This is a genomic window from Nonomuraea sp. NPDC050786 (genome assembly GCF_040654115.1).
Classification (GTDB): Bacteria; Actinomycetota; Actinomycetes; order Streptosporangiales; family Streptosporangiaceae; genus Nonomuraea.
The window spans coordinates 118,053-143,327 of sequence record NZ_JBFAHJ010000015.1 but is presented as its reverse complement, the minus strand read 5'-3'; the positions used below and the strand labels follow the sequence as shown (position 1 = coordinate 143,327).

Annotated in this window: 21 protein-coding genes; 14 read left to right on the top strand and 7 right to left on the bottom strand. The window is 72.3% G+C overall.

Annotation, left to right across the window (positions count from 1 at the left end; all coding sequences use genetic code 11):
- Positions 1 to 7 precede the first annotated feature (7 nt).
- The 8 genes from AB0H84_RS26465 (at position 8) to AB0H84_RS26430 (ending at position 9,408) form a co-directional block, all read left to right on the top strand.
- Positions 8 to 1,108, top strand: coding sequence for a MoxR family ATPase (locus tag AB0H84_RS26465; RefSeq protein ID WP_357609366.1), 1,101 nt, complete (start codon positions 8 to 10; stop codon positions 1,106 to 1,108).
- Entirely contained in the window at positions 1,108 to 2,223 is a 1,116-nt protein-coding gene (locus AB0H84_RS26460; protein ID WP_357609363.1) for a DUF58 domain-containing protein, read from the top strand. The genes AB0H84_RS26465 and AB0H84_RS26460 overlap by 1 nt, the downstream gene beginning before the upstream one ends.
- 227 nt (positions 2,224 to 2,450) lie before the next feature.
- Positions 2,451 to 4,640, top strand: a complete 2,190-nt coding sequence (locus AB0H84_RS26455) for a DUF3488 and transglutaminase-like domain-containing protein (protein WP_357609360.1) — start codon at positions 2,451 to 2,453, stop codon at positions 4,638 to 4,640.
- Between the two features lie 7 nt (positions 4,641 to 4,647).
- Entirely contained in the window at positions 4,648 to 5,595 is a 948-nt protein-coding gene (locus tag AB0H84_RS26450; RefSeq protein WP_357609358.1) for a winged helix DNA-binding domain-containing protein, read from the top strand.
- Positions 5,596 to 5,664: 69 nt separating this feature from the next.
- Positions 5,665 to 6,237, top strand: coding sequence for an RNA polymerase sigma factor (locus AB0H84_RS26445; RefSeq protein ID WP_357609356.1), 573 nt, complete (start codon positions 5,665 to 5,667; stop codon positions 6,235 to 6,237).
- Positions 6,230 to 7,000 carry a hypothetical protein gene (locus tag AB0H84_RS26440; RefSeq protein ID WP_357609353.1) on the top strand — a complete coding sequence of 257 codons (771 nt, stop codon included), beginning with the start codon at positions 6,230 to 6,232 and terminating at the stop codon, positions 6,998 to 7,000. The genes AB0H84_RS26445 and AB0H84_RS26440 overlap by 8 nt, the downstream gene beginning before the upstream one ends.
- Positions 7,001 to 7,075: 75 nt before the next feature.
- Positions 7,076 to 8,629 carry a heparinase II/III family protein gene (locus AB0H84_RS26435; protein ID WP_357609350.1) on the top strand — a complete coding sequence of 518 codons (1,554 nt, stop codon included), beginning with the start codon at positions 7,076 to 7,078 and terminating at the stop codon, positions 8,627 to 8,629.
- A gap of 29 nt (positions 8,630 to 8,658) precedes the next feature.
- Positions 8,659 to 9,408, top strand: a complete 750-nt coding sequence (locus AB0H84_RS26430) for a Clp protease N-terminal domain-containing protein (RefSeq protein ID WP_357609348.1) — start codon at positions 8,659 to 8,661, stop codon at positions 9,406 to 9,408.
- A 99-nt stretch (positions 9,409 to 9,507) separates the two neighbouring features.
- Here the strand turns inward: AB0H84_RS26430 and AB0H84_RS26425 are convergent, their stop codons facing one another.
- Together AB0H84_RS26425 and AB0H84_RS26420 are read right to left on the bottom strand one after the other, a co-directional pair.
- A complete protein-coding gene (locus AB0H84_RS26425) occupies positions 9,508 to 10,626 on the bottom strand; it encodes a magnesium and cobalt transport protein CorA (protein WP_357609345.1) in 1,119 nt (372 codons plus the stop codon).
- A 16-nt stretch (positions 10,627 to 10,642) separates the two neighbouring features.
- Positions 10,643 to 11,110 (bottom strand): nuclear transport factor 2 family protein, encoded by a 468-nt coding sequence (locus AB0H84_RS26420; RefSeq protein WP_357609343.1) that lies wholly within the window; start codon positions 11,108 to 11,110, stop codon positions 10,643 to 10,645.
- 201 nt (positions 11,111 to 11,311) lie between these two features.
- Here AB0H84_RS26420 and AB0H84_RS26415 point away from each other — a divergent pair, with 201 nt between their 5' ends.
- Entirely contained in the window at positions 11,312 to 12,010 is a 699-nt protein-coding gene (locus AB0H84_RS26415) for a M50 family metallopeptidase (protein WP_357609340.1), read from the top strand.
- Positions 12,011 to 12,055: 45 nt separating this feature from the next.
- Positions 12,056 to 13,762, top strand: coding sequence for a serine/threonine-protein kinase (locus AB0H84_RS26410; protein ID WP_357609337.1), 1,707 nt, complete (start codon positions 12,056 to 12,058; stop codon positions 13,760 to 13,762).
- Here AB0H84_RS26410 and AB0H84_RS26405 read toward each other — a convergent pair.
- Entirely contained in the window at positions 13,751 to 15,973 is a 2,223-nt protein-coding gene (locus tag AB0H84_RS26405) for a thiamine pyrophosphate-dependent enzyme (protein WP_357609335.1), read from the bottom strand. The genes AB0H84_RS26410 and AB0H84_RS26405 overlap by 12 nt on opposite strands.
- Before the next feature lie 196 nt (positions 15,974 to 16,169).
- On the opposite strand from AB0H84_RS26405, the gene AB0H84_RS26400 reads away from it, so the two are divergent.
- On the top strand, positions 16,170 to 17,513 hold the full coding sequence (locus AB0H84_RS26400; RefSeq protein WP_357609332.1) for a hypothetical protein: 1,344 nt from the start codon (positions 16,170 to 16,172) through the stop codon (positions 17,511 to 17,513).
- Positions 17,514 to 17,572: 59 nt separating this feature from the next.
- Here AB0H84_RS26400 and AB0H84_RS26395 read toward each other — a convergent pair whose 3' ends face one another.
- The 4 genes from AB0H84_RS26395 to AB0H84_RS26380 all read right to left on the bottom strand — a co-directional run bounded on the left by AB0H84_RS26395 (position 17,573) and on the right by AB0H84_RS26380 (position 20,685).
- A complete protein-coding gene (locus AB0H84_RS26395) occupies positions 17,573 to 18,457 on the bottom strand; it encodes an ABC transporter permease (RefSeq protein ID WP_357609329.1) in 885 nt (294 codons plus the stop codon).
- Positions 18,430 to 19,407 (bottom strand): ATP-binding cassette domain-containing protein, encoded by a 978-nt coding sequence (locus AB0H84_RS26390; RefSeq protein ID WP_357609327.1) that lies wholly within the window; start codon positions 19,405 to 19,407, stop codon positions 18,430 to 18,432. The genes AB0H84_RS26395 and AB0H84_RS26390 overlap by 28 nt, the downstream gene beginning before the upstream one ends.
- The gene (locus AB0H84_RS26385) at positions 19,408 to 20,007 is read right to left on the bottom strand and encodes a PadR family transcriptional regulator (RefSeq protein ID WP_357609325.1); all 600 of its coding nucleotides are present in this window, start codon (positions 20,005 to 20,007) and stop codon (positions 19,408 to 19,410) included.
- A gap of 84 nt (positions 20,008 to 20,091) precedes the next feature.
- On the bottom strand, positions 20,092 to 20,685 hold the full coding sequence (locus AB0H84_RS26380) for a helix-turn-helix domain-containing protein (RefSeq protein ID WP_357609322.1): 594 nt from the start codon (positions 20,683 to 20,685) through the stop codon (positions 20,092 to 20,094).
- A 62-nt stretch (positions 20,686 to 20,747) separates the two neighbouring features.
- On the opposite strand from AB0H84_RS26380, the gene AB0H84_RS26375 reads away from it, so the two are divergent.
- Genes AB0H84_RS26375 through AB0H84_RS26365 form a run of 3 tightly spaced genes read left to right on the top strand, consistent with a single transcriptional unit; the run spans position 20,748 to position 25,274 of the window.
- Entirely contained in the window at positions 20,748 to 22,316 is a 1,569-nt protein-coding gene (locus AB0H84_RS26375) for a carboxyl transferase domain-containing protein (RefSeq protein WP_357609319.1), read from the top strand.
- Between the two features lie 4 nt (positions 22,317 to 22,320).
- Complete coding sequence (locus tag AB0H84_RS26370) at positions 22,321 to 24,369, top strand: biotin carboxylase N-terminal domain-containing protein (RefSeq protein ID WP_357609317.1); 2,049 nt, start codon at positions 22,321 to 22,323, stop codon at positions 24,367 to 24,369.
- On the top strand, positions 24,369 to 25,274 hold the full coding sequence (locus AB0H84_RS26365; protein WP_357609315.1) for a hydroxymethylglutaryl-CoA lyase: 906 nt from the start codon (positions 24,369 to 24,371) through the stop codon (positions 25,272 to 25,274). Before AB0H84_RS26370 ends, AB0H84_RS26365 begins: the two co-directional genes overlap by 1 nt.
- The last annotated feature ends 1 nt before the right edge of the window (position 25,275 follow it).

The following is a 25,275-nucleotide window of genomic DNA, read 5'->3' as shown; positions in this document are numbered from 1 at the left end:
GACTCAGTTGAGCCAGTACAACTACCAGGACCAGTTCGAGCAGACCGCACAGCCGTACCAGCAGCAGTTCGAGCAGCCGTACCAGCAGCAGCCGCCGCAGCAGCTCGAGCAGCCCTACCAGCAGCTCGAGCAGCCCTACCAGCAGCCGCAGCAGAGCGCGCAGCTCGCCGGGCAGTTCGCCCAGCGCTTCCAGTTGCTCGCCACCAACATCGAGCGCATCATCCGCGGCAAGCACGAGGCGATCGAGCTGGCCCTGATCTCCCTGTTCGCCGAGGGCCACCTGCTCGTCGAGGACGTCCCCGGCACCGGCAAGACCACGCTCGCCCGCTCCCTCGCGGCAAGCGTGGACGCCGAGTGGCGGCGCATCCAGTTCACCCCCGACCTGCTGCCCAGTGACATCACCGGCGTGTCGATCTTCAACCAGGCGCACCAGAAGTTCGAGTTCCACCACGGTCCCGTCTTCGCGAACATCGTGCTCGCCGACGAGATCAACCGCGCCTCCCCGAAGACCCAGGCGGCGCTGCTCGAGGTCATGGAGGAGCGCCGGGTCACGGTGGACGCGGAGCCGCACCCGGTGCCCAGGCCGTTCATGGTGGTGGCGACGCAGAACCCGGTCGACATGGACGGCACGTACCCGCTGCCCGAGGCCCAGCTCGACCGGTTCCTGATGAAGATCTCCGTCGGCTACCCGGACCACGTCTCCGAGGTGGAGGTGCTCAAGGGCATGCCGACGGGGCCCCAGGTGGAGCGGCTGCCGGTGGTGGCGCGCGCGTCGGACGTGTCCGGGATGATCGACTTCGCCTCGCGGATCCACGTGGCCGACCCGGTGTACGACTACATCGTCGCGCTGTGCGCGGCCACCCGTACGAGCCCGCATCTGCGGCTCGGCGCCAGCCCACGAGGGAGCCTGGCGTTGCTCCGCGCGGCCAGGGTCAAGGCAGCCGCCGCCGGGCGGCACTACGTGGTGCCGGAAGACGTCAAGGCGCTGGCCGCGCCCGTGCTCGCGCACCGCCTGATCCTCACCCCCGAGGCGGAGCTGCGCGAGGTCACCGCCGCGGCCGCGCTCGGCGAGATCCTCGCCGGGATGCCGGTGCCCCAGGCGGCGTAGTGCGGCCCTCGCCATCGGCCCGGCTCACCGGGGTGCTGACCCCGCTGGGCTGGGGCACGCTCGCCGGATCCGTCGCGCTGTACGCGGCCGGGTTCGCGCTCGGCTATCCCGAGCCCGTCGTGCTCGCCACCGGCGGCCTGCTCGCGCTGGCCGCCGCCCTGGCCTGGACCGCCCCCAGACCCAGGCTGGAGGTGCGGCGAGAGGTCATGCCGCTGAAGGTGCCGCGCGGGGACGCCGCCGTGGCCGTCCTGAACGTCGCCAACCTCGGCCGCCGGGGCCTGTCCGGCCTGCGGGCCCAGGACCGGATCGGCGCGTCGGAGCACACCGTGGACCTGCCGAGACTGCCGAAGGGGGGCGCGGTCCGCACGGTGTCGTACCCGCTGCCGACGGACGTCCGCGGCGAGATCCCGGTGGGGCCGCTGCTGCTGGTCCGGGCCGACCCGTTCGGGCTCACGCGCCGCGTCAGGTCGTACGGGGAGCCCGTCACCCTCCTGGTACGGCCCCGCACGGTCGCGCTGCCCGTCCCCCCGTCCGGCAAGGCCCACCACCTGGAGGGCCCCACCAGCGACAGCGCGCCGAGCGGCACGGTCACCTTCCACACCCTGCGCGAGTACGTGGTCGGCGACGACCTGCGCCACGTCCACTGGCGCTCCAGCGCCCGCACGGGGACGCTCATGGTCCGCCAGCTCATCGACGCCAGCCTGCCCACCACCACGGTGGTCCTGGACACCCGGGAGCTCACGGAGCCGGCCGTGGACGCCGCCGCCTCGGTCGCGCTGGCCGCCGCCAGGGCCGGTTTCCCGGTACGGCTGCTCACCGGCGACGGCCCGCTCCCGGACACCAAGGACCCGGAGAGCGTGCTGGACCGCCTGGCCCTGGTACGGGCGGGCACGGAAGGCGTCACCGAGCCGTTACGCCTGGCCCGTGGGGGCGGCTCCCTGGTGCTGGTCACGGCGGACCCGGAGGAGGCCGGACGCGCGGCGGGCGCGCGCCGGCGCTTCGACCGGGTGATCTGCGTGTACGTCGGTCCCGGCGACCCGGTCGCGGTCCCGGGGGTCCGGGTCCTCCCGGTCTCCTCCCTGGACGCGCTCCCGCTCATGTGGGGGTCCCGATGACCCACCAGACACCGGATCCGCCGGGCTCGCACGGCGGGCCGCCGTCGCCCCCGTGGCTTGGGACTCCGTCGGCGTCGCCGGGGGGCCGCCGCCGGCGCGCGACGGACGCGGGCGCATCCGGAGGGACGGTGTCCGGGGGTGCTCCGGCTCCGCGCCATGGCGGCGAACCGTCACGGGAGCGAGCGCATGAGGACCTGCAGGGCGGCAGCGGCCAGGGCACGCATGCGTTGAGGGACGCAGGGCAGGGCGCGTACGCGGCGGGGCCGGCCGTGCGGGGCGCGCAAGCGGCGGGGGCGGCCGTGCGGGGCGCGCACGCGGCGGGGGCGGCCGTGCGGGGCGCGCACGCGGCGGCGGCGTCGCGGGGGCGGGATGAGGTGGTGTTGTGGCGGCGGCTGGTCGGGTTGGCGTTGGTGGCGGCCGTCGCGGGCACGGCAGGTTGGGGGTTCCATCGCGTCTTCCCCGGCACCGAGCTCCTGATCGCCGTCGTCCCGGCGGCCACCGCCCCCGCCGTGGTCGCCGCGCTCGCCCGCAGCCGCCCCCTGTGGCTGGCCCTGGCCCTCGACCTGGTTGTCTGGCTCGCCGGCACCATCCCTCTCTACAAGGGCCTCCAGCCCACGGTCTTCGCCGACGTGGCGAACGCCTGGCCCGCCCTGCTCACCACCCTCCTCCCCGCCCAGCCCGAGCCGCACCTTCTCGTCCTCGTCCACACGCTGGTCTGGGCGGCCGCCACCATCGGCGCCGAGACCATGGTCAGGACCCGCACCAGGGTCGCGGCCGCCGTCCCCGCCCTCCTCGTCCTCGGCGCGGCGCTGCTCCTGGGCGTGGACGGCGAGGGGTCGAACCTTCCGGTGGCGGGCGCGCTGTTCGTGCTCATCGCGGCCCTGGCGCTCCTGCGCGCGGAGCGCTCCCCGGTCTGGCTGCTCACCGGGGTGCCGGCCGCCGCCGCGCTGGCCGCGCTGGCGCTGGTCGTGGGCCCCCTGCTGCCGATCGCCGCGCGGCCGTACAACCCCCGCGACGACGCCGACCTCCCCCCGCCCGTACGCGTCGACAGCGTCAGCCCGCTGGACAGGGTCTCGGCGTGGCTGCAGATCCCCGACAGGGAGCTGTTCACCGTCAAGGCCGACAAGCCCCTCAACTGGCGGCTGGCCGTGCTCGACCGGTACGACGGCGTCCGGTGGACCACCGGCGCCCGCTTCCAGCCCACCGGCGGCCGGGTGCCCGAAGGCGACTGGACGGGCGAGGTGGACGTCGTACGCCAGAAGGTGACGTTCGTCGGCCTCCCGGGCACCTGGCTGCCCGCGGCCGAGCGGCCCGAGCAGGTCAGCGGTGTGCGCGGGCTGGTAGTGGACCCCGAGAGCGGGGCGCTGCTGGCGGCCGGGAGACCCGCCAAGGGGACGGGGTACGAGGTGACCTCGCGCGTCCCCAAGCCGTCCAAGGACGACCTGCTCGCGGCCACGCCCGTGCACGACCCGAGCCTGACCGCGTTCCCCGCCGGGCCGCAGCAGCGGCTGTTCGGCAGGCTCGCGCAGGAGGCCACGAAGGGCGCGACCACGCCGATCACGCGGGCGTACCGGCTGCAGAAGTACCTGCGCACCAACGCGAGCTACGACGTCACCGCGCCCCCCGGGCACTCGTTGAAGGGGCTGGAGTTCTTCCTGCAGACGACGCATCGGGGCACGTCGGAGCAGTTCGCGAGCGCGTTCGCGCTCATGGCCAGGACGCTCGGGCTGCCCTCGCGGGTGGTGGTGGGGTTCCGGCCGGGGGAGGCGTCCGGCGGGATGTACCACGTCAAGTCGGGCCACGTGCTGGCGTGGGCGGAGATCAAGTTCGACACGCTGGGCTGGCGGCCGTTCTACCCCACGCCGGGCCGGAGCGGCGCCAAGGACGACCACGACGTCGTGTCGTCGGCCATCGAGGAGAGCGAGGAGCTGGAGGGCGAGTTCACGCAGGGCGGGAGCGACCGGCCGAAGACGTCGCGGCCGCAGGCCACGGGGAACGGCGAGGAGCCCGCGAGCGGCCCGGCGATGTGGGTGGTCGCGTCGGTGGCGGGCGGGGCACTGCTGGCGGCGTACGCGGGCGTGGTGGTGGCCCTGCCGTGGTGGCGCAGGCGCAGGCGCCGCCGGGCCGAGGGGCCCGAGCAGCGGGTGCTCGGCGCGTGGCGGCAGACGTGCGACGACCTGGGTCTGAAGGGCGAGCACGCCCTGACCGCCGCGGACGTCGTCGCCCGGCAATCAGCCGAAATATCGCCTCACATCCTGCCGTTGGCGGAAATTTCCAACTTCGTCAGGTACGCCCCCGACGCCGTCACCGAGGACGCCGCCACCGCGGCCTGGCGGCGCAGCGACGCCATCCGCAGGGCCGTACGCGCCAGGACGCCCCTCACCACCCGCCTGCTCAACCGCCTCCTCCTGCGATGACGCGCGCATGAGAAGCGTCGAGGCCCAGCTCCTGCACCGCCCGCCGGGCCTGGCCGCGGGCGAGATCGTCAGGCGGCTGGGGGCGATGCAGGCCCAGGACGTCCCCGCCGCCCTGCTCGCCTTCCGCGCCCGCTCCGCCACCCTCACCAGGCAGGACGTCGAGACCGCCTGGCACGGGGAGCGCGAGATCGTCAGGACCTGGGGCCCGCGCGGCACGCTCCACTTCGTGCACGCCGACGACCTCCCATGGCTGCACACCCTCACCCGGCGCGCCACGAACACCCTGCGCCGCCTCCGCGAGGAGGGCGTCACCGGCGACGACCTGCCCGCGCTCATCGGCCGCGCCCTCGAGGGACAGGGCCCGCTCACCAAGGCCGAGCTGGAGGAGCGCCTGGCCGGCCGGGCCCGCGGGCAGGGCGTCGTGCACCTGGTGGCGCTGGCCGCCTACCACGGCCTGGCCGTCCTGGGCCCGCTCCGCCAGGGCAAGCCCACGTACGTGCACGCCGCCGACTGGCTGGGCGCCCCGATCGTCCCAGAGCCCGACCGCGACCGCGCGCTCAAGGAGCTGGCCACCCGCTACCGCCGCGCCCACCACCCCGCCGGGCCCGAGGACCTGGCCGCCTGGTCGGGCCTGCCGCTGGGCGAGGCCCGCGCCGCCTGGAGCCTGGGCCCAGCCGGCCCGCCGCCCGCCGAGGAGGAGCCGGTGGCACGCCTGGCGCCCGCCTTCGACGAGTACCTGCTGGGCTGGCGCAGCCGTGACCCGATCCTGGCGGCCGCGCACGCGCGGAAGGTGTTCCCCGGCGGGGGCGTACTGCGGCCCGTCGTGCTGGTGGGCGGCGTGATCAGGGGCGTGTGGGGGCGGAAGGGGACGCAGGTGAGCGTAGAGCCGTTCGACGAGCTTCCCGGCGATCTGCTTGAGACCGAGATCGCCGACGTCCGCCGCTTCCTGGAATGACCGCGGCGTGAAAGTGATCCGGCGTATCGGGTGATAACCCATGACCACTGATATGTCGGAAGGTTGCACATGACGGGGGAGACGATCGCGATGCAGGTGCCCTGGGCGGCCCGCGCGCCGGGCGCCCTGGACGAGGAGGGGTTCGCCGAGGCGTTCGACGCCCACTTCGGCGAGATCCACGCCTACGTCGCCCAGCGGCTCGGCCCGGACAACGCCGAGGACGTCGTCGCCGAGACGTTCCTGACGGCGTTCCGCAAACGCGCGCACTACGACCCGTCCCGTGCGAGCGTGCGAGCCTGGCTGTACGGGATCGCCACGAACCTCATCGGCAAGCACCGCCGCCTGGAGGCCCGCACCCTGCGCGCGCTCGGACGCTGCGGCCCCGAGCCCCAGTCCCCCGGGCACGAGGAGTCGGTCGCGGTCCGCGTCAGCGCCCAGAGCCTGCGCCCGGAGCTGGCCGCCGCCCTGGCCGAGCTGGACCGCCGCGACCGCGACGTCCTGCTGCTCGTCGCGCTCGCCGGGCTGAGCCACGACGAGATCGCCACCGCGCTCGGCATCCCGTACGGCACCGTCGGGTCCCGCCTGAGCCGGGCGAGGAAGAAGCTGCGTGCCCAGCTCGGGGAGGTGCTCGTCCATGGATGACCTGGAGCGCGTCAGGGAGCTGTACGGCACCCCGCGGCCCGACCCGGACGCCCAGGCCAGGGTGTGGCGGAGCGTGACGGCCAGGCGGCGGCGCCGGCGGCTGCCGTGGCTGATGGTCCCGGTCGCCGCGGCGGCCGTCGCGCTGGCGTTCGTGCCGCACCAGCCCCCCGTTCAGGAACCACACGTCTCCGGGCGCTCCGTGCTGCTGGCGGCGGCCACGAGCGCGGCCTCCGGCCCCGCCTCCGAGGGGACGTACTGGCACATCAAGAAGGTGCGGGACGGCTCCAAGGTGACCGAGCTCTGGGCGGCCAGGGACGGCCGGGCGTGGACGTCGGACGGGGGCCGGGTCTCGCGGGTCACCAGCGGGTCGCCGTTCAGCATGGCGGGGCGCGACCTGACCATCGAGCAGATCCAGAGCCTTCCCGCGGACCCGGCGGCGCTCAAGGAGCGGGTGGCCGCGATGCTGCCGCCGGACGCCCGGGGCCTGCTCGCCGACGCGCTCAGCGGCCTGCTGTGGACCAAGCCGTCCCCGCCCGCCGTCCGCGCCGCCGCCTACCGCGTCCTGGCCGACCTGCCCGAGGTGAGCTACCTGGGGGCGAGCGGTCGCGGCGAGGCGTTCTCGTACGAGCTGCCCAGCGGCGTCCGGCGCACGCTCGTCATCGACCCGGAGACCTCGCAGGTGCTCTCCTGCACCGACAGCAGGCCGTCCCCGCGCACCGAGCGCGTCATCGAGGCGGGCTGGACCGACCGAGGCCCCCGCTAGAACCTTCCGACGACGACGACGACGACGGCGGCGGCGGCGCGTGGGTTCCGCGCGCCCTGAAACAGGAGCCACGACGTGTTCTGGCGTGCCCGCACGACCTCAGGCAGGGCCATCTGCCTGAGCGACCAGTTTCCCGCGATCAAGGTGGAGGAGGTGATGCGAGGGTCGGTCAGGTTCGCCGGACAGCCGCCGGTCGAGCTGGGGGCGGAGGTCGACTGGACCGCGAACCCGCACGGCAACCGCTCCTGGGCGCTGAACCTGCACGCGCTGCGCTGGATGGGCCGCCTGGTCGCCGAGTACGAGCGCTCGGGCGGCCGGGCGTACCTCGACCGCGCCTCCGACCTGGCCGAGCAGTGGATCCGTGGGAACCCGCGCGGCCGCCCCCACGTCAGCCCGTGGGCGTGGGCCGAGCACGCGGTCGCGTTACGCGCCCCGGCGCTCGTGTGCCTGAGCGAGCACGTGCGGACCCGGCTGCTCTGGGAGAGCCTGGCCGAGCACGGCGAGATCCTGGCCGACCCCGCCCTCTACCGCGCGGGCCACAACCACGGCCTGGACCAGGACATCGCGCTGCTGGTGGTCGGCTGCCGGCTCGGCCGGGCGCGCTGGCGCGACCTCGCCGTCCGCAGGATGACCGCCTCCGCCGAGCTGGCCATCGACGAGCAGGGGGTGCTCCAGGAGCAGGCCCCCCGCTACGGCCTGTACGTGCACCGCCGGCTCGGCGTGGCGCTGCGGGCGATCGGCGAGAGCGGAGCCGAGCCGCCTCAGGCGTTGATCGCCCGGCGCAGGGCGCTGGAGGCGTACGTGGCGCACGCCACCCAGCCCGACGGCTGCCTCGCCCCCATCGGCGACAGTCCCGCCGACGCCCGCGCGGACGGCTTCCCCCACGAGGGGCCGGTGGTGCGGGTGTTCGACGGCGGATACGTCTTCGGCAGGACCGCCTGGGACGACCCGGGCTCGGCCTTCTACTCGATCAGGTTCGGCCCCGGCCGGCGACTGCACGGGCACGAGGACCACCTGGGCGTCACCTACAGCGCCCAGGGCCGGCGGATCCTGGTCGAGGCCGGGTTCCACTCCTACGAGCGGACGGGGTACGCGGAGTGGACCCGCTCGCCCGAGGCGCACAACGTGCCGATCGCGGAGGGCGCCTTCCGCCCGGGCACGCCCACGCGGCTCGTCGGCTCCTCCATCGGGCCGTCGCGCCAGTGCTTCGAGCTGGCCGACGACGCCTACGGGCCGACCAGGACGCGGCGTGTCCTCGTCGGCCACGGGCCCGACCTGATGGCCGTGCACGACTCCGTCGCCCATGGGAACCTGCGCAGCCTCTGGCACTTCGACCCCGCGCTCGAGGTGGTCGCACGCCGCGACGGCGCCGTGGTGCTGGGCGCGGGGGACTGGCGGGTGACGCTGCTGCAGTTCCCCGGGCCGGGGATGGCGGTGCGCCCGGGGCTGATCTCGACGGGCTACCTGCGTACCGCCGAGGTGGTGACCGTGCTGTCGCCTCCCGCGGCAGGCGTCCTCACTGTGATCGTGCCCGGTGCCGCCGACCCCCGCGTGTCGGTCTCGGACGACACACTGACCGTCCACACCCCGGGCGGCCCCGTCACGCTTCATCGGCCGTACCTGTTGTGATGTACCCCCTATGGGGTTATTGTGGGGTCATGCCGAAGATCAACGTGTACCTGCCGGATGAGCTGGCGGAGGCCGTCAAGCAGGCCGGCGTGCCGGTGTCGGCCGTCTGCCAGCGAGCACTGGAGCAGGCGGTGCGCAGGGTGACCGCCATCAGGGAGACCGTCCTCGCGGATCTCGACCTGGAGGAGCCGACGGGTGCGCTGACCCACCTGACGGGGCGGGCGCGTACGGTGCTCAAGCTCGCCGCCGAACAGGCCCGCGCCGAGGGAGCGGCCGGCGTCGGGACCGAGCACCTGCTCGGCGGCATGCTGAGCGAGGGCACCAACCTGGCGCTACGTGTTCTGCACGCCATGGACATCCAGCCCGAACAGGTCAGACGCGACCTCGCCCAGCGCCACCAGCCCGCGTCGGGCACGGAGGCGCCGCGGAGCTTCAGCGGCCCGGCGGCCAACGCGCTCGAGTTCGCCGTCACGGAGGCCACCTCGCTGGGCCACAACTACGTCGGTTGCGAGCACCTCCTGCTGGGCCTGGTCGCCGAGCCGGACGGCACCGCCGGCCAGGTCCTGCGCGCGCTGGGCGCCGACCCCAGGCTCACCCGGCGCGCCGTGACCGCGGCCCTGGCCGGCTACGTCCACCTACGCGCCCAGACCCAGCACGCCGAGTCCGGCGCCCAGGGTGGGGATCAGCTCGCGGCGCTGGCCACCGTGGTCAAGAACGAGCTGCGGTCGATCGCGCAGCGCCTGGAACGCCTGGAACGCCACGTCGGCCTCGACGCCTGAGGGCAGCTCGGTGAAGACCTCCGCGGCCCTTCGCCTCGCGCTCGCGGCGCTGATCGTGGTGGGCCTCGTGATCGCGGCTCTGTGACCCCCTGTCCGGCGTCAGAGCCAGTTCCGCCTCTTGAAGACCAAGTAGAGCGTCAAGCAGACGGCCGCCATCAGCACGATCGCGAACGGATACCCGAACACCCAGTGCGTTTCGGGCATGAAGTCGAAGTTCATCCCGTAAATGGTCCCCACCAGGGTCGGGGCGAAGAGAATGGCGGCCCAGGCGGAGATCTTCTTGACCTCCTCGCCCTGCTGGATGCTCGCCTCCGTCATCCGGGCCATCTCCGCGTTCTGCGCCTGCGTCACCAGCGTCGAGTTGACGACCAGGATGTTCTGCAGCGTCGTGCGGAAGGACGAGATCCGCTCCGCCACGGTGATCGCGTGGTCGGCCACGTCACGCAGATAGCTCTGCAGTTCGTCGTTGACTCCATACTTGGCCGCCCCCGCGATGAGCCCGTGCAACATGCCCACCAGCGGCGCCGTGGCCCGCTGGAACTCGATCACCTCGCCGGACAGCTCGTAGACGCGCCGCGACACCGAGGGGTCGCCGCCGAAGACCTGGACCTCGATCTCCTCGATGTCCTTCTGCAGGCCGGCGACCACCGGCGCGTAGCCGTCGACCACCGCGTCGAGGATGGCGTAGAGCACCGCCTGCGGGCCCTGCCGGAGCAGATCGGGGTCCGACTCCATGCGCTTGCGGACGGACTGCAGGTCAGGGGCCTCCGCATGGCGTACGGTGATCACGAAGTTGGGCCCGACGAAGACGTGGACCTCCCCGAACGCGACCTCCTCCACGTCGTCCAGGTAGCGGGCGGCGCGCAGCACCACGAAGAGGGTGTCGCCGTAGCGGTCGGCCTTGGGCCGCTGGGAGCCGACGATGGCGTCCTCCAGCGCCAGCTCGTGCAGCTCGAACTCCTCGCCGAGCTTGACCAGCTCCCACTCCTTCGGCCGGTAGAGGCCGATCCAGGCCATGCTCTCCGGCATCTCCTTGAGCCGCTCGAAGGCGTCGGCGAGCGAGCCGGGGTTGTCGACGCGCTCGCCGCTGCGGTAGATCGCGTTGTCGATGACGGTCGGCCGGTACGGCCGCTCCTCTGCGGCGCGCGGGTCCATCGAGTGCTCAGGCGCCTCCTCGCGTACCTCACCGCTGCGCCTGAAGCCCTTCACCCTGGCCATGGTCCACTCCCTGGAACTACGAGAGCTCGTCGAGTCGTTGTGCGGCGCGGTCCCTGATGGTCTTGCGCCACATCGGCGTCCACCCGAACAGCAGCCCGTGCGGCCGCCCGAGCGCCATCTTCGACCAGCGCTTGAAGTCGAATTCGTCGTGATGGCGGACGATCAGATCGTCCTCGAACCTGAACAGCGCGTCGATCTCGTTCACGACCTCGCGCCCTGTGCTGGCGAAGGTGTACCGCGACGTCCAGTGCGCGCTCCCGGTGTAATCGTCGGCCGTTACGTCACGATATGCGGACTTCAGCCCGTCGCGCACGCCGAGCTGCAGCCGCCACATCCTCATCACGTTGGCGCGCCCCTCGACCTCCTGGAAGATCGGATCGCCGAAGCTGACCTCAGGGTGATAGCAGCGCTCCATGGCCGCGAGGTCCGCGCGGCCCAGAGCGTCGAAGAAAGCGCGGATGAGCGCCACGTGCTGATCGTTCACCTTCCTATCAGACCACGGCCGCGCCGTTGTCCAGCAGACTGCCTGAGAGATGGGGGACGGGGGTACGGAATTGTCGGGAAGTCGGTGCCAAGCACCACTTTCCCGGAAAAGACGACGTACACGTGCGGCACCCGCGCGTCAGAATCTTCTTCAGTGGGTGTGGCCACGGACGAGACTCCGGCTGGATAGGGTTTCTCCTCGATGGAACAGCTCTGGGCCCACCTGATCAAGGTTCAGCCTGACCCCGACCCGTGGGTCGTGGGGGTCTCGGCTCTGGCCGCGTTCGTGCTCGTCGGCTTCCGCATGCCCTGGCAGGTGTCCAGGGGCCTGATCACGATCGCCCACGAGGGCGGCCACGCGCTGATGGCGCTGGTCACCCGGCGCAAGCTCGAAGGCATCCGCCTCCACTCCGACACGTCCGGCGTGACCCTGACCAGGGGCAGGCCCACCGGGCCCGGCATGGTGCTGACCGCACTCGCGGGCTATCTCGCGCCGCCGCTGCTCGGGCTGGCCGCCGCCTGGCTGACCGAGAAGGGGCACATCACGCTGCTGATCTGGGGCGTGCTGCTCTTCCTGGTCTGCATGCTGCTGCTGATCCGCAACCTGTACGGCGCGCTGATCCTGCTGGCCACCGGCGGCGCCGTCTTCGCCCTGATCATGTACGCGCCGGCCGAGGTCCAGCAGGTCGTCGCGCTCGTCGCGGTCTGGTTCCTGCTGTTCGGCGGGATCAGACCGATCATCGAGTTACAGCGCAAGCGGCGCAGGCGGCAGGCGAGAGACTCCGACGCCGACCAACTGGCCAGGCTGACGTTCCTGCCTGGCGGGTTCTATGTCTTCTTCTTCCTGCTGGTATCGGTCGTGTCCGCGGCCTTCGGGGCGTACCTCATGAATCCCCTCTAATCTCGAAAATTCGCACTAAACTCGCCCGTAACAGGGGGGAGTGCCGTGCTGCCAGTCGAGGACGCGCCCGGCTACCGGGTACTCGATCAGGCGGGTCAGGGCGGATTCGCCGTCGTGTACCGCGCCTATCAGGAGCGCCTCGACCGGGTCGTGGCGCTCAAGGTGCTGTCCGTCGACCGGGTCGACCAGCGGACGATGCGCAGGTTCCAGCGCGAGCTGCAGCTCACGGGCCGCCTCACCGGCCACCCGAACGTCGTGACCGTCTTCGACACCGGCGTCACCCGCTCGGGCAAGCCGTACATCGCGATGGACTTCTTCGAGAACGGCTCGCTGCGCGACAAGATCCGCAAGGAGGGGCCGCTGCCGGTGCCCGACGTGCTGCGGGCCGGGGTGAAGCTCGCGGGGGCGCTGGCCGCCGTGCACGAGGCCGGGGTCCTGCACGGCGACATCAAGCCGCAGAACATCCTCATCTCCCGGTACGGCGAGCTCGCCATCGCCGACTTCGGCGTGGCCAGGGTCGTCGACTCCTCGGAGGTCTCCGCCACGTCGCAGGCGTTCACCCCGCTGCACGCCGCCCCCGAGGTGCTCACCGGGCAGCCCCACTCCGCCTCGACCGACATCTACTCGCTCGGCTCGACCCTCTACCACCTGCTGGCCGGCCAGCCCGCCTTCCACAACCCGACGGACCCGTCGATCGCGCCCCTCATGTACCGGGTGCTCGCCATCGAGCCGCCCCCGATCAACCGCTCCGACGTGCCGCCGCCGGTCCTCCAGACGATCCTGCGGGCGATGTCCAAGCAGCCGGAGCACCGGTACGGCTCCGCCCGCGAACTGGCCCGGCGGCTGCAGGAGGTCCAGGCCGAGCTGGGCCTGCCGGTGACGGACCTGGTGGGCCAGGACCCCGGCCCCGGTCCGTCGGTCTCCACCGTTCCCCGCACCCGCGCGGAGCACCCGCCCACCGCCTCCTCCCGCTTTCCGGCCACCGGCAACCACCTGCCCGCTGCCGCCCACCCGGCGCCGGCCGCGTACCCGGGCACCCGGCCGCCGGCCGGCGGTGGCCCAGCCGCTGGTGGCCCGGACGGCGGTGGCCCGGACGGCGGCGGCGGGCACGTGACGGGGCAGCGCGCACCCCACTTGACGGGGCAGCGCGCACCCCAGGGGACGGGGCGGCACGGGCTCCAGGGGACGGGTCAGGACCCCATGGCGTCCGGGCCGCAGCCCGGCGCCACCAATCCGCCCGTACCGGGCGGGGAGACAGAGCTTCCCGGCGAGGGGCGCCTGCGGCGGAGTCTCGTGGTCGGTGCGGCGGTGGCGGCCGTCGTGCTCGGCGGCACGGGGGCGGCGCTCTACGTCTCACTCAGGAAGACCGACACACCCTCGGCCGCACAGCCGAAGACGTCCGAGCCCGCCATCCAGGACACCGCCACCACCATCGACAAGCGCTCCATAGCCGCGCTCAGGCCGCGCGGCCTCAAGGCCAAGGACGGAGGCACCATGGTCGAGCTGACGTGGAAGCTTCCGGCCGGCGCCCGCCGCTATCCCGTGGTCCTCCAGCGTTCCCCGGTCAAGAAGGGCGAGCAGCCCCTGACCGCCCTCGGGCAGGGCGCCACCGAGACCCGGGTCGCGGGCCTCGACCCGGGCAAGGGCTACTGCTTCCTGGTGGGCGTGCCGCTCCAGATCTCGAAGAACTCCACGGTCGCGTGGTCCAAGCCGGTGTGCGTCCGCGGAGCCGTGGTCCGCTCACCCGAGTAGCTTGCGCGCGGCCTGCTCGATCTCGTCCTCCGACAGCAGCACGTGGTCGGCCGCCCTGCCGAGGGGGATGAAGCTGTCGGCCGAGGTCACCCGGCCGATCCTCCCGGTGAACCCGGCGTCGAGCAGCTCCGCCGCGATCGCCTCGGAGACGCTGCCGGTGTGCCGGGTCTCGTCGGCGATCAGCACGTTGCCGGTCAGCTCGGCCGCGCGCAGCAGGTCCTCCTTCGGCAGCGGCGCCAGCCAGCGCAGGTCCAGGACGCGGCACCCGACGTTCTCCTGGGTCAGCCGCACGGCGGCCCGCAGGCTCATCCGCACGCCGTTGCCGAACGTCACGATCGTCAGGTCGCGGCCGTCGCCGTAGGAGCGCGCCCGCCCGATGGGCACGTGCGTCTCCGCCCAGCGCCCGGGGGGCGGGTAGGGCGCGAGCCAGCCGCCGTCGCCCTCCTCGAACAGGTCGCGTGTGTGGTAGAGGGCGATCGGCTCCAGGAACACGCAGACCGAGCCGCACGTACGGGCCGCCGCCAGGCAGGTGCGGAGCATGGCCGCCGCGTCGTCGGGCCGCGCGGGCGAGGCGATGACCAGGCCGGGGATGTCGCGCAGCGCGGCCACCGAGTTGTCGTTGTGGAAGTGCCCGCCGAACCCCTTCTGGTAGGCGTACGCGGCCACCCGCACCACCATCGGGTTGGTGTACGAGCCGCGCGAGAAGTACGACAGCGTGGCCGCCTCCCCGCGGATCTGGTCGAGCGCGTTGTGCAGGTAGGCCAGATACTGGATCTCCGGCACGGGGAGCAGCCCCGACACGCCCGAGCCGAGCGCCAGCCCCAGGATCGCCTGCTCGTCGAGCAACGTGTCGAACACCTGCCCCGCGCCGAACCTCTTCTGCAGCCCCCTGGTCACGCCGTAGACGCCGCCCTTCTTGGCGACGTCCTCGCCGAACACGGTCATCTCGGGGTAGACGGCCAGCGCGTCGGCGAGCGTGCGGTTGATGGCCTGCGAGAGCGTCATCGGCTTGTCGTGCTCGGGCAGCTGCCCGGCGAAGGCCTTCTCCCTGGCCGCCGGCATGGCCGCCATCGGGCTGATCTTCGCGATCAGCTCGGGCCGGCGCGGCGCGAGCGGCTCCATGATCTCCTTGGCGGAGCCGAGCCGCGGGCTGCGCGTCGTCTCGAGCGCGATCCGCAGCACGTGCTCGCGCTGCGACTCGTACGTCTTGAGCAGCTCTTCCGGCGTGCTCAGCCCGGCCTCCACGAGCAGCGCCGCCGTGCGCACCAGCGGGTCGCGCTCGAGGTCGGCCCGCAGCTCCCGCTGGGTGCGGTAGGCCTGCTCGACGTCGGACCCGGCGTGCCCCATGAGCCGCACGGCGGACAGGTGGAGGAACGCGGGGGAGCGGTGCTCGCGTACGTGCCGGACCGCGCGGACGGCGGCGTCGTACGCCTCGGCCAGGTCGCAGCCGTCGGCGGCGAAGTATGCGATGCCGGGACGCCGCGCGGCCGCCTCCACCCAGCCCTTGGGCGTGCGGACGCTGATGCCGATGCCGTTGTCCTCGCACACGAACAGGATCGGCAGCGGCTGCCCCTGGTAGGTGGCGTAGGAGGCGGTGTTGAAGCCGCTCAGGGCGCTCGCGTGGTTGATCGAGGCGTCGCCGAAGCTGCACACCGTGACGGCGTCGGCCGGCTGCCAGTGGCAGGGCGCGCCGAGCGCCCTGGCCCGCTCGATGGCGAACGCCACGCCCACCGCCCTGGGCAGGTGGCTGGCGATCGTCGAGGTCTGGGGGATGACGGCCAGCTCGGGATGGCCGAACACCTTGTGCCTGCCGCCCGCGATCGGCTCGCCGGCCGCCGCGGTCAGGCCCATGAGCACGTCGCGGATGCCCTCCTCGGGCAGCCTGCCCGCCTGCTCCGACCTGGTCAGGTAGAAGGCGCCCGAGCGGTAGTGGAGCAGCGCGGGGTCGGTGGGCCGCAGGGCGGCGGCGACGGCCGCGTTGCCCTCGTGGCCGGCCGAGCCGATCGTGTAGAAGCCCTCGTCCCGCTCGCGCAGCCAGCGGGCCGCGATGTCCAGCAGGCGGCTGTCGACCTGGCGGTGGAAGAGCTTCAGGCACTGCTCGCCGGTCAGGGACGTGCCCTCGTGGACCGGCCGCCCCGGATCTCGTGCGGGGCCCGTCGTCAGCGCCGCAACCGCTTGGGTGAAATGAGTCTCAACTGTGTCCCGCGCCACACCACCGATTATGTCTGTGTTCGGCGCCGCCGTCTGCTGGACGCCGCCCACATCTTTTGACCAGCCCGATTGCCCCTACTCATAACTTTTTGTCAGATTTCACAACTTTTAAGCAGATGCGGACGTCTACTCCCATGACATACGTGGCACCCTCAATGCCGCGTTGAACCCCTGGGGTATCCAGAAAGGAACCCGCATGTTGCAACGCATTCGCGTGGCGGCCCTCGCCGTCACGCTGGGCGCCGGGGCTCTCGTCCTCGCACCCACCGCCGCGACGGCGGCCGCGGATCCCGTCGTCACCCGAGTGGGGATCAACCCCGGTCCCCCGATCGACGTCACGAACGGCGCGGTCACGGCCACGTTCCGCTTCGCCACCAAGGGGACGGACAAGGCCGAGCTCCAGCTCAAGCCTCCGGGCGAGATCAGCGTCGGCAAGCCCGTCGACCTGACGCCCACCAAGGACGGCGACTGGACCAGGTGGACCGGCACCAGGTCCTTCGACTCGACGAGCGCCGGCAAGTGGAGCTGGCTCGCCATCGCCGGCGGCTCCTCCCGCGGCGGCACGTTCGAGGTCGTCTTCAAGAAGGTGCTCGACACCAAGATCGTCGACTTCGGCGCCAGTCCCGACGTCGTGGACAAGGGCGACCTGGTCAAGGTCTCGGGCCGGCTCCTGGCCGACGGCAAGGGGTACGGCGGGCAGACCGTCACGATCACCTTCCGCGAGCGCGGCACCGACGCCTACCGTCACGTCACCAAGGTGACGAGCCGCGCCGACGGCTCGTTCAGCGCCGCCGTACGGGCGGATGAGACGGGCTGGTGGCGGGCCGAGTTCGCGGCCACGTCGGCGGCCAAGGACTCGGTCAGCGACACCGACCGGGTCGACGTCAGGCGTGGCGACGTCGACAGCCGGATCGTCGGCTTCGACGCCCGGCCGGAGCCCGTGGACAAGGGCGACCGGCTCACGTTCGGCGGCGCCCTGCAGGTCGAGGGGCGCGACGGCGTGCCCGGCGAGCGCGTGTCGATCTCCTTCCGGGCCGCCGGCTCACACCGGTGGGAGTACGTCACCAGCGACGTGACCGGCCGCGACGGCCGCTTCTGGGCCTCCGCCACCGCGCAGACCTCGGGCTGGTGGCGCGCCGAGTACGCGGGCACCCGCGGCGTGCGCGGCTCGGTCAGCGGCGCCGACTGGGTCCGGGTCGACCAGCCCGCCCCGGCGCCGGAGAAGGCGGACAGCCGGCTGATCAAGTTCAACGCGTACCCCGAGCCGGTCAAGCGCGGCAAGTACGTGAAGGTCACCGGCAAGCTGCAGATCGACGACGAGGGCACCTGGGAGGGCTACCGCGGCAAGGTGGCGCTGTATTTCAAGCGTGCCGGCTCCCACAAGTGGCAGTACGTGAAGACGACCTGGTCGAACTCCAGCGGCCGCCTCTACACCAAGGCCAAGGCGTGGAACTCGGGCTGGTGGCGTTTCGTGTTCGCCGGCGACGATGACGCCAAGGGCGACAGCAGCGGCTCGGACTACGTCCGCGTGAAGCGCTGACCGCCTGATCGACGACCGAGGCCCGGGGACGCCACCCCGGGCCTCGGCTCGTACGGCGGCTACTCCGCCCGCCTGAACTCCGCGATCCCGACCCCCAGCAGCGCCAGCCCGAGCGCGGCCACGACGCCGATCTCCAGCGCCACCGGCACGTGGAAGTCGAACCAGCGGACGCCCGGGTTCAGCACCGCGTTCACCTGCGCGGGCACGTCCAGATACGAGAAGACCGCCTGCCGCAGCGGGTCCACCGCGTACGTCATCGGGTTGACCACGGTCAGCACGTGCAGCCACGAGGGCAGGTTGGCCAGCGGGAACATCGCGCCCGACAGGAACATCATGGGCATGATCGCCATCTGCATCAGCCCGAAGAAGGTCTGCATGTTCTTCATCCGGGCGGCCAGCATCACCCCGAAGGCCGTGATCGTGAACGCCGCGAGGAACATCTCCGCCAGCAGCGTCACGAAGAGCGGGGGCGAGTAGGGCACCCCCACCAGCCCGGCCAGGGCCAGGATGACGACGCCCTGGCCGGTGGCCACGATGGCGCCGCCCAGGCACTTGCCGACCACGATCGCCCCCCGGGAGACGGGCGCGACCAGCATCTCCCTGAGGAAGCCGAACTCGCGGTCCCACACGATGGACCCGGCCGAGAACATCGCGGTCATGATCACGGTCATGGAGATCATGCCGGGATACATGAACGTGCGGTAGTCGATCCCCGGGATCGACCCCCGTACCAGCGACCCCAGTCCCGTGCCCATGACGAACAGCCACAGCACCGGCTGCACCAGCATCGACAGCATGCGGATGCGGTCGTTGAGGAAGCGCAGCATCTCCCGGTGGAGCACGATCTTGATCGCCCGCAGGTCGTGCCCGGCGCTGCGCACCGGCACGCGGACGCTGACGGCCTCTGTCGCCATGGTCATCGCCTCGCCATCGCTCTCATCCACGTCATGTTGTCGGCGCCGGCCTCGGCGTCGCGGATCGTGGAGCCGGTGTACGACATGAACACGTCATCCAGGGACGGCCGCGAGACGCTCACCGACTTGATCGGCAGGCCGAGCTCGGCGAAGAGCCTGGGCACGAACTCCTCGCCCGAGGCCACCGCGAACGTCACCGCGCCCTCGCGCACGGCCGCCTCCAGCCCGAACCGCTCCCGCAGCGCCTTGATCGCCTCCGTGTCGTCGTCGGTCTGGATCTGCACCCGGTCCTCGCCGATGCTCGCCTTCAGCGCCTCGGGCGAGTCGATGACGACGATCTCGCCGTGGTCGATGATCGCGATCCGGTCGCAGTACTCGGCCTCGTCCATGTAGTGGGTGGTCATGAAGATCGTGATGTCCTCGAGCCGCCGCAGCTGGTTGATGTAGCCCCAGATGGCCGAGCGGGTCTGCGGGTCGAGCCCCACGGTCGGCTCGTCCAGGAAGAGCACGCGCGGCGAGTGCAGCAGGCCGCGCGCGATCTCCAGGCGCCGCTTCATGCCGCCGGAGAACGTCATCACCTTGGCGTCCTTGCGGTCCCACAGCGCGACCATCTCCATGACCTGGTGGATCCGGTCGTCGACCATGCTCTTGGGCACGCCGTACAGCTCGGCGTGGAAGCGCAGGTTCTGCTCGGCGCTCAGGTAGCCGTCGAGGGTGGGGTCCTGGAAGACCAGGCCGATGTTCCTGCGCACCTCGTCGCGCTCCCGCACCACGTCGTGGCCCGCCACGGTGGCGCTGCCGCCGGTGGGGTTCACCAGCGTGCAGAGCATGCTGATGGTGGTGGTCTTGCCGGCGCCGTTCGGGCCGAGGAAGCCGAAGACCTCGCCGGGCCGCACCTCGAAGTCGACGCCCTTGACGGCCTCGACCTTCCCGTACGTCTTCTGCAGCCGATGAACGACTATCGCCGCGTCCACGGTCATTCAGTCCTCCGCCAGGATCTGGAACATCGATCTGCGGGTCTTCTTGATCAGTTCCTTGGTCCGCGCCAGCTGGCTGTCGCTGGCAGTGCGGACCAGGTGGGAGAAGGCCTCGTTGAGCTGGCCCCAGAGCAGGCGCAGCTCGTGGTGGTCCTGCGGCACCGAGCGGGCGACCTCGTCCCACGGCGCCTCGCCGGCGTGCCCGGCCGCCTGCCGGCGACCCTCCTCCGTCAGGCTGTACGTACGGCTCCCGCCGGATTCGCCGCCGGTCACCAGGCCCTCGTCCTCCAGTTGCTGGAGCGCCGGGTACACCGAGCCGGGGCTGGGCCGCCACACGCCGCGGCTGCGCTCCTCGATGTCCTGGATCATCTGGTAGCCGTTCTGCGGCCCCTCCAGGAGCAGCGCCAGCAGTGCCGCCCTGACGTCGCCGCGGCGGACCCGCGGAGCGGGCGTCTCCCAGTGCGCGACCGGGCCGAACCCGGGACCGTGCGGGGGCGGAGGGGGCGGAGGGGGCGGCGCGAACGGGGGCGCGCCGAACGTGCCCGGCCCCGGAGGCGGGACGGGAGGGGGCGGTGGAGCATCCCAGAAGTCAGGATCGCGCATGATTGCCTCCAACTATCGAGATATCTTGACGATATATCTAGATAGTTGGCATGAGCAAGGACACATCGGGCATGGCCCTGAAAGTTAGTGACCGTTAACGGAGGCGTCGATCGCCGCCCGCGCCATGGCGTGCAGCAGCGGCCGCATGTCCTGTGCGGGCAGCTCGCCCGCGCTGTGCGGCGTGGAGTTGAGCAGCCCGAACACGGCGTGCGTCGCGGCCCGCAGCCGCGCGGCCGGGCACGAGGGGTGCAGCTCGGCCAGCACGGTCACCCACTCCTCGACGTAGAGCCGCTGCAGCCGCCTGATCTGGCGGCGCTCGGGCTCCGGCACGTTGCCCAGCTCCCTGTCGTGCACCGTGATCAGCGCCGGCTGCTCGATCGCGAACGTGATCTGCACGTTGAGCAGCGCGTCCAGGGTCTCCTGCGGATCCCGGCACGAGGTGACCGCCGCGACGGCCGATGCGCGCAGCCGCGAGCTGACGTCGAGCAGCATCTCCGACAGCAGCGCGTCCTTGCCGCTGAAGTGCCGGTAGAGCGCGGGGCCCGAGACGCCGACCGCGCCGCCGATGTCCTCGATCGAGACCCCGTGGAAGCCGCGCGCGGCGAACAGCCGGGCCGCCGCCTCGAGGATCTCCCCGCGCCTGTTGCGCCGATTCCGGGTAGGGGCGGTGGTGGTCACGTCTCACATGCTAGACGACTACGTTAATGGTGACTAACATCTCGTGCTATGAGAGGGGAGTCATGAGCGACTGGCCGGTGCTGAAGTCGGCCGCCGATCCCGGCGGCGAGGCATACAAACGCAACGCCGAGCTCAACGAGCGGCTCGCCGCCGAGCTGCTCGAACGCCTGGTCGCCGCCGCGCGGGGCGGCCCCGAGCGCTCGCGCAAGCGGCACGTCGAGCGCGGCAAGCTGCTGCCGCGCGACCGCGTGGACGGCCTGCTCGACCCCGGCTCGCGCTTCCTGGAGCTGTCGCCGCTGGCCGCGACCGGGCTCTACGACGACCAGGCGCCCGCCGCCGGGATCATCACGGGCGTCGGCCGGGTCTCGGGCCGCGAGTGCGTGATCGTCGCCAACGACGCCACCGTCAAGGGCGGAACGTACTATCCGATGACGGTCAAGAAGCACCTGCGCGCGCAGGAGGTGGCCCTGCACAACCACCTGCCGTGCGTCTACCTCGTGGACTCCGGCGGGGCCTTCCTGCCCAAGCAGGACGAGGTGTTCCCCGACCGCGAGCACTTCGGGCGCATCTTCTACAACCAGGCCACCATGTCGGCCCGCGGCATCCCGCAGATCGCCGCCGTGCTCGGCTCGTGCACGGCGGGTGGCGCGTACGTGCCCGCGATGAGCGACGAGGCCGTCATCGTGCGCGGCCAGGGCACGATCTTCCTGGGCGGCCCGCCCCTGGTGAAGGCGGCCACCGGCGAGGAGGTCACCGCCGAGGAGCTGGGCGGCGGCGACCTGCACGCGCGGGTCAGCGGCGTCACCGACCACCTCGCCGAGGACGACGCGCACGCACTGGCCATCGTCCGCGACATCGTCTCCACGCTCGCCCCGCGCGCCCCGCGCCCGTGGGACACGGTCGCGCCCGAGCCGCCCCGCCACGACCCGCGCGACCTGTACGGGATCGTGCCCGCCGACACGCGCCAGCCGTACGACGTGCACGAGGTGATCGCCAGGATCGTGGACGGGTCGCGCTTCCTGGAGTTCAAGGCCGAGTACGGTTCGACGCTCGTGACCGGGTTCGCCCACCTGCACGGCCACCCGGTGGGGATCGTGGCGAACAACGGCATCCTGTTCAGCGAGTCCGCCATGAAGGGCGCGCACTTCATCGAGCTGTGCGACCAGCGCCGGATCCCTCTGGTCTTCCTGCAGAACATCAGCGGATTCATGGTCGGCAAGGCGTACGAGGCGGGCGGCATCGCCAAGCACGGGGCCAAGATGGTCACCGCCGTCTCGTGCGCCAGGGTGCCCAAGTTCACCGTGGTCATCGGGGGCTCCTTCGGCGCGGGGAACTACGCGATGGCGGGGCGGGCGTACTCGCCCAGGTTCCTGTGGATGTGGCCGAACGCCCGCATCTCGGTCATGGGCGGCGAGCAGGCCGCCAACGTGCTCACCACCGTCGGCACCGCCGACGCCGACGCGATCAGGGCCCAGTACGAGCACCAGGGCAACCCCTACTACTCCACGGCCAGGCTGTGGGACGACGGCGTGATCGACCCGGTCGACACCCGCACCGTCCTCGGCCTGGCGCTGTCCGCGGCGGCCAACGCCCCGCTCGAGCCCGCCGGTTACGGCGTCTTCCGGATGTGACGCGATGCTGTTCGACCGTGTTCTGATCGCCAACAGGGGCGAGATCGCCGTACGCGTCATCCGCACGCTGCGCCGGCTCGGCATCACGTCGGTGGCCGTGCACACGCCGTCGGACGCCGGGGCGCGTCACGTGCTGGAGGCCGACCTCGCCCTCCAGGTGCCGAAATATCTGGATATCGAGGCGATTATCGGGGCGGCTCATGCCGCGGGCGCTCAGGCCGTACATCCCGGGTACGGCTTCCTCTCCGAGAACGCCGCCTTCGCGCGGCGGTGCGCCGAGGCCGGGCTGGTGTTCGTCGGCCCGCCCGCGGCGGCCATCGAGGCGATGGGCGACAAGATCCGCGCGAAGGCCACCGTGTCCGCGGCGGGCGTGCCCGTGGTGCCCGGCGGGGCCGAGCCCGGCGACTCGCTGGAGTCCTGGCGCGACTTCCCCGCGCTGATCAAGCCCTCCGCGGGCGGTGGGGGCAAGGGCATGGTGCTGGTGCGGTCGGCCGCCGAGCTGCCCGAGGCGCTGGAGTCGGCCCGCCGTACGGCGCGGGCGGCGTTCGGCGACGGGACGCTGCTGATCGAGCGGTACGTCGAGAGCCCGCGCCACATCGAGATCCAGGTCCTGGCCGACGGCCACGGCAACGTCGTCCACCTGGGCGAGCGCGAGTGCAGTCTGCAGCGCAGGCACCAGAAGATCATCGAGGAGGCGCCCTCGCCCTTCGTGAGCCCCGAGACGCGCGCCCGCATGGGCGCGGCGGCGGTGGAGGCCGCGCGTGCCGTGGGGTACGTGGGGGCGGGCACGGTCGAGTTCATCGTGGACGGGACCACCGGGGCCCACCACTTCATGGAGATGAACACGCGGCTGCAGGTCGAGCACCCCGTCACCGAGCTCGTGACCGGGCTCGACCTGGTGGAGCTGCAGCTGCGGGTGGCGGCGGGGGAGCGGCTGCCGTTCGGGCAGGAGGACGTGCGCCTCGACGGGCACGCCGTCGAGGCCCGCGTCTACGCCGAGGACCCGGCACGCGGCTTCCTGCCCACCGGCGGCCGCGTGCTCGTGCTCCGCGAACCCGGTGACGGCGTGCGGGTGGACTCCGGCCTGGTCGAAGGCGGGGTCGTGGGGAGCGAGTTCGACCCGATGCTCTCCAAGGTCGTCGCGTGGGCGCCGGACCGGGAGTCGGCGCTCAGGACGCTCGACCGCGGCCTGGCCCGCACGGCCGTGCTCGGGGTGGTCACCAACGTCCCGTTCCTGCGGGCCCTCGCCGCACACCCGGCCGTCAGAGCGGGCGAGCTGGACACCGGGCTGGTCGAGCGGGTGCTCCCAGAGCTGCTCCCGTCCGTGGAGGCGCCCGGCGAGGTGCTCGCGGCGGCGGCGCTCGCCTTCCACGCCCTGCCCCAGGGCGACGACCCGTGGGAGGTCACGGACGGGTGGCGGATCGGCGAGCCGGCCTGGACGACGTGGCGGCTGGAGTCCAGGGACGGCGTGCACGCGGTCGAGGTCCGCGGCCTGCCCGAGGAGGCGGCCGAGGTCCGCATGAACGACGAGACCGCCCCCGCCCGTCTCCGGCGCAGCGGCGCGGAGCTGACGGTCACGGTCGGCGGCCGTACCGACCGCTACCTCCACGTACGCCACGGCGACACGCTCTGGCTCGGCAGGGACGGCGAGGCGTGGGCGCTCACCCGGCACCTCATCGGCGACCCCGGCGACCGGCCCGGCGCGGCGGCCATGGGCGACGGCGTGGTCCGGAGCCCCATGCCCGGCACGGTCCTGGTGGTCAAGGCCCAGGCGGGCGAGCGGGTGAGCGAGGGGCAGCCGCTGGTCATCGTGGAGGCCATGAAGATGGAGCACACGGTCACCGCCCCGCGCGACGGCGTGCTCTCCGAGCTGCCCGTCCAAGCCGGCCAGCCGGTCGACATGGACGCCGTGCTCGCCGTGGTCACCGGTGAGGGAGCGCCGGCGCCTGGAGGAGCGGCGGGAGCGCAGCGACCAGAGCGGGGGAAGGCGACGGCATCGGGGGCGACCGAACCCGCCTCACGGAGTGAGGCCGTGGGCAGGGCGGAGGGGTGATGGCGTACCACATGGAAGGTCTGCCGCAGCAGGTCACGGTCTACGAGGTCGGCCCGCGCGACGGGCTGCAGAACGAGTCCGCGGTCGTGCCCGTCGAGGTGAAGGCCGAGTTCATCGACCGGCTCGCGGACGCCGGCCACAAGGTGATCGAGGCGACCAGCTTCGTGCACCCGAAGTGGGTGCCGCAGCTCGCCGACGCCGACGAGCTGCTCGGCCGGCTGCACAGGAAGCCCGGCGTGCGCTACCCGGTGCTGGTCCCCAACGAGCGCGGCCTCGACCGGGCGCTCGAACGCGGCGTGGACGAGATCGCGATCTTCGCCAGCGCCACGGAGACGTTCGCCGCCAAGAACCTGAACCGGAGCCTGGAGAGCCAGTTCGACATGTTCGAGCCGGTCGTGGCCAGGGCGCTGGACAGCGGCGTGCGGGTGCGCGCGTACGTGTCGATGTGCTTCGGCGACCCGTGGGAGGGGCCGACGCCGATCGCGCAGGTCGTCTCGGTCGGCGAGCGGCTGCTCGGGCTCGGCTGCTACGAGCTGTCGCTGGGCGACACGATCGGGGTCGGCACGCCGGGGCACGTGACCGCGCTGATCGAGGCGTTCCGCCGGCCTGAGCGGCTCGCCGTGCACTTCCACGACACCTACGGCCAGGCGCTCGGCAACACCCTGGCCGCGTTGAGAGCGGGCGTGACCACGGTCGACGCCTCCACGGGCGGCATCGGGGGCTGCCCCTACGCCGAGTCCGCCACCGGCAACCTCGCCACCGAGGACCTGGTCTGGATGTTGCGGGGGCTCGGCATCGAGACCGGGCTCGACCTGGGCAAGCTCGTGGCCACCAGCATCTGGCTGGCCGGATTGCTCGGCCGGCCCAGCCCGTCCCGCGTCGTGCAGGCGCTGTCGAAAGGCTGAT

What these genes read in the sequence shown, in the direction of transcription:
- AB0H84_RS26450 (WP_357609358.1), top strand. Translation starts at nt 4,648, where the DNA reads ATGAGAAGCGTCGAGGCCCAGCTCCTGCACCGCCCGCCGGGCCTGGCC.
- AB0H84_RS26445 (WP_357609356.1), top strand. Translation starts at nt 5,665, where the DNA reads ATGACGGGGGAGACGATCGCGATGCAGGTGCCCTGGGCGGCCCGCGCG.
- AB0H84_RS26440 (WP_357609353.1), top strand. Translation starts at nt 6,230, where the DNA reads ATGGATGACCTGGAGCGCGTCAGGGAGCTGTACGGCACCCCGCGGCCC.
- AB0H84_RS26430 (WP_357609348.1), top strand. Translation starts at nt 8,659, where the DNA reads ATGCCGAAGATCAACGTGTACCTGCCGGATGAGCTGGCGGAGGCCGTC.
- AB0H84_RS26425 (WP_357609345.1), bottom strand. Translation starts at nt 10,626, where the DNA reads ATGGCCAGGGTGAAGGGCTTCAGGCGCAGCGGTGAGGTACGCGAGGAG.
- AB0H84_RS26415 (WP_357609340.1), top strand. Translation starts at nt 11,312, where the DNA reads ATGGAACAGCTCTGGGCCCACCTGATCAAGGTTCAGCCTGACCCCGAC.
- AB0H84_RS26400 (WP_357609332.1), top strand. Translation starts at nt 16,170, where the DNA reads ATGTTGCAACGCATTCGCGTGGCGGCCCTCGCCGTCACGCTGGGCGCC.
- AB0H84_RS26390 (WP_357609327.1), bottom strand. Translation starts at nt 19,407, where the DNA reads ATGACCGTGGACGCGGCGATAGTCGTTCATCGGCTGCAGAAGACGTAC.
- AB0H84_RS26385 (WP_357609325.1), bottom strand. Translation starts at nt 20,007, where the DNA reads ATGCGCGATCCTGACTTCTGGGATGCTCCACCGCCCCCTCCCGTCCCG.
- AB0H84_RS26375 (WP_357609319.1), top strand. Translation starts at nt 20,748, where the DNA reads ATGAGCGACTGGCCGGTGCTGAAGTCGGCCGCCGATCCCGGCGGCGAG.
- AB0H84_RS26370 (WP_357609317.1), top strand. Translation starts at nt 22,321, where the DNA reads ATGCTGTTCGACCGTGTTCTGATCGCCAACAGGGGCGAGATCGCCGTA.
- AB0H84_RS26365 (WP_357609315.1), top strand. Translation starts at nt 24,369, where the DNA reads ATGGCGTACCACATGGAAGGTCTGCCGCAGCAGGTCACGGTCTACGAG.